Annotated in this window: 3 protein-coding genes and 2 pseudogenes; 4 read left to right on the top strand and 1 reads right to left on the bottom strand. The window is 69.5% G+C overall.

Going from position 1 to position 3,007, the window contains the following annotated elements; genetic code table 11:
* From AB4Y99_RS27275 to AB4Y99_RS27260, 4 genes and pseudogenes are all read left to right on the top strand, one after another.
* Positions 1-253 (top strand): annotated as a pseudogene (locus AB4Y99_RS27275) (phage portal protein); the annotation flags it as partial.
* Positions 250-450 carry a hypothetical protein gene (locus AB4Y99_RS27270; RefSeq protein ID WP_441525542.1) on the top strand — a complete coding sequence of 67 codons (201 nt, stop codon included), beginning with the start codon at positions 250-252 and terminating at the stop codon, positions 448-450. The pseudogene AB4Y99_RS27275 and the gene AB4Y99_RS27270, both read left to right, overlap by 4 nt.
* 187 nt (positions 451-637) lie before the next feature.
* Positions 638-916 (top strand): annotated as a pseudogene (locus tag AB4Y99_RS27265) (HK97 family phage prohead protease); the annotation flags it as partial.
* Positions 917-939: 23 nt separating this feature from the next.
* The gene (locus tag AB4Y99_RS27260; RefSeq protein WP_441525543.1) at positions 940-2,127 is read left to right on the top strand and encodes a phage major capsid protein; all 1,188 of its coding nucleotides are present in this window, start codon (positions 940-942) and stop codon (positions 2,125-2,127) included.
* 54 nt (positions 2,128-2,181) lie between these two features.
* On the opposite strand, the gene AB4Y99_RS27255 is transcribed toward AB4Y99_RS27260, so the two are convergent.
* The coding region (locus tag AB4Y99_RS27255; protein ID WP_441525541.1) for a S1 family peptidase at positions 2,182-3,007 on the bottom strand (826 nt) is incomplete at its 5' end.

Raw genomic sequence — 3,007 nt, 5'->3', positions numbered from 1 at the left:
GGCCAACCGCGCGCTCTGGCGCCAGACCGTGATTCCGCTGGTGAGACGATCGGCGCAATCGCTGGCGCAGTGGCTCGGGGCCGCCTTCGGTGACGAGCTCTCGCTGGAGCCCGATCTCGATGCGGTCGAGGCGCTGGCCGACGAGCGGGAATCGCTCTGGCGGCGCCTCGGTGCGGCGGATTTCCTCGACGACGACGAGAAACGCGAGGCAGTCGGCTACGGCCGGCGTGCCTCCGGGAAGGAGCCATCATGACCATGCTCGACCAGATCGYCACGGCCTTCATCGGCCGGGCCGATGTCGGCCATCTCGGCCTGCTGCTCTGGGCCGCGAGCGCATCCGGCCTCGCCTGGCTCGTCCTGCGCGAGCTGACGGCGGCGAACCGGCGCTTCGACGATTTCGTCCGCGAGCTCAACCGCTTCAACGCACGCCATGAGGGGGATCAGTCATGAAAGGCAGCAGCGATGCGAAACCGGCATCGATCCGGCAAGGAGCCGGCCATGCGCAGCCGGCCAAGGCGAGGCCGGGCAGCGTGACGACGGAGACCTTCAGCCGCTTCGTCCGTAACCTGGCCAAGCTGGAGGGCGGGCAGCCCCAGGCTGGCGAGAGACAGCGCGGAAGCGGCGGGGAGGGCGGTCGATGAGCGATCTCCATCGTCTTCCGCTCGAATCCAAACTGCTGCCCCTGCAACCTTCGCGCATTGCCGTCGACGGCAGTTTCGAGGGCTATGCCAGCCTCTTCCGCATCCCCGATCTCGGCAAGGACGTGGTCGAGCCCGGCGCCTTCCGCGACAGCATCGCCCGGCGCGGCCCTTCCGGCGTCAAGCTGCTCTGGCAGCACGACCCGGCCGAGCCCCTCGGCCGCTGGCTCAGCCTCGCCGAGGACAGTCGCGGCCTCTTCGTGCGCGGCAAGCTCTCGACCTCGCGCTTGCCTTCGAGGATCTGCGCTACACGCTGGAAAGCTATCGCGCTGCGAATGACGAGCGCCTTGCGGAGATCGAGGCCCGCAACAGCGCCGATCCGCTGACCGAGGAGAAGCTCGTCCGCATCGACGCCGCGCTCGACGACACCATGCGCCGCATCGACCGGCTGACGCTGGAGCGCGGCCGTCCGGCGCTGAGCCATGACGGCCAGGGCGCTCATGGCCGCGACCCGCTCGTCGCCGAACACAAGGCCGCCTTTGCGGCCTATGTCCGCACCGGCGAGGCCGGGGGGCTGAAGCGCCTGGAAGCCAAGGCGCTTTCGACCGGCTCCGGCCCGGATGGCGGCTATCTGGCGCCGTCGACCGTCGAGGGCGAGATCCTGCGCCGCCTGGCCCATGTCTCGCCGATCCGTTCCCTCGCGACCGTCCGCACCATCTCGTCGGGCACCTACAAGAAGGCCTTCTCCACGACCGGCCCGGCTTCCGGCTGGGTCGCGGAGGCGGCGGCGCGTTCCCAGACGGGCTCGCCCACGCTGGCCGAGCTCTCCTTCCCGGCGATGGAGCTTTACGCCATGCCGGCCGCGACGCAGACGCTGCTCGACGACGCCATCGTGAACATCGACCAGTGGATTGCCGAGGAGGTCGAGAGCGCCTTCGCCGAACAGGAGGGCGCGGCCTTCGTCAACGGCGACGGCACCGACAAGCCCAAGGGCTTCCTGGCCTATCCGACGGTGGCGGAAGCGAGCTGGAGCTGGGGCAATATCGGCGTGCTCAACACCGGCGTCGCCGGGGCCTTCGCCGCCTCCAACCCGTCCGACGTGCTGGTCGACCTCGTCTACGCGCTGAAGGCCGGCTATCGCCAGAACGCCTCCTTCGTGATGAACCGCAAGACGCAAGGAACGGTCCGCAAGTTCAAGGATGCCAACGGCAATTATCTCTGGCAGCCGCCGGCTTCCGCAGGGGCGCCGGCGACGCTGCTCGGCTTCCCGCTGGTCGAGGCGGAGGACATGCCCAATATCGCCAACAACGCCGTCTCGGTCGCCTTCGGCGATTTCCGGCGCGGCTATCTCGTTGTCGACCGGGCCGGCGTGCGCATCCTGCGCGACCCCTATTCCGCCAAGCCTTACGTGCTGTTCTACACCACCAAGCGCGTGGGTGGCGGCGTGCAGGACTTCGCTGCGATCAAGGGCCTCAAATTCGCCGTCTGACGATCGAGGCGCGCCCCGCATCCCCGCCAGGGTGCGGGGCGTCCTTATTCCCCGTCAGCGCGAAAGCCACCAGCTCCAGCCGGAACTGACCTGCGGCTGGACGGCCTCCTCCGAGCGGCCGTCCGCTCCCAGCGCCAGCAACCGCGCGCTGCCCGTGGCGATCCAGTCCCGATGGTCGCTCACCGGGGTAATCGCGGTGAAGCCGCCGCAGATGCGGCGCGCGCGCGTCTTCAGCGGTCCACTCGACCAACTGACGATGCCGACGAGATCGCGCGAGCGGGAGGAGCCGCGCAGGACCGGCCCACCCGAATCGCCGCGGCAGGCGCCGGCGCCGGGCGTTTCGCCCCGCGCCTCGACATCGACGGCGACCTTGACGGTGTTCTGTGTGGTGTAGTTGCCGGCGTTGACGAGCTGCGTCTCCCGCAGGCGTCGCGCCGTGCGCTTGTTGTCCTCGGCGGAAAGGCCGTAGCCCGCCATGGTGACGGTCTCGCCCTGCGAGAGATAGCTGCCGACAGCGAGCGGCTGAATGTCGAGCGGCAGGGGCTGCGCCAGACGCAGCAAGGCGAGATCGGTGCCCGGCTGCGTGCGCGGCGTCGTGCCGGGCACGAAGCTCGGATGCGGCAGCACGGCGATGACGGGCTGGCGCCGCGCCCGGAAGCGCGGATCGAGGCTGACGACGCTGATCGAGCCGCCATCCATCAGGCAATGCGCGGCCGTGAGGATGATTTCAGGTGCGATGACAGCCCCGGAGCAGAGCTCGCCCCGGCTGGTCTCGACCCTGACGGTCGAGGCGCGCGTGCCGTTCGCATCGCGCGAATTGACGCCTCCGACAACGGCGGAAGCAGGTTGCGCCAGGATCGAGAGGGCGCAGGACAAAGAC

Source organism: Allobosea sp. TAB14 (assembly GCF_052113865.1).
Lineage (GTDB): Bacteria > Pseudomonadota > Alphaproteobacteria > Rhizobiales > Beijerinckiaceae > Allobosea > Allobosea spartocytisi.
Note: the sequence above shows the minus strand (reverse complement) of the source record. Positions and strands in the feature narration are given on the sequence as shown.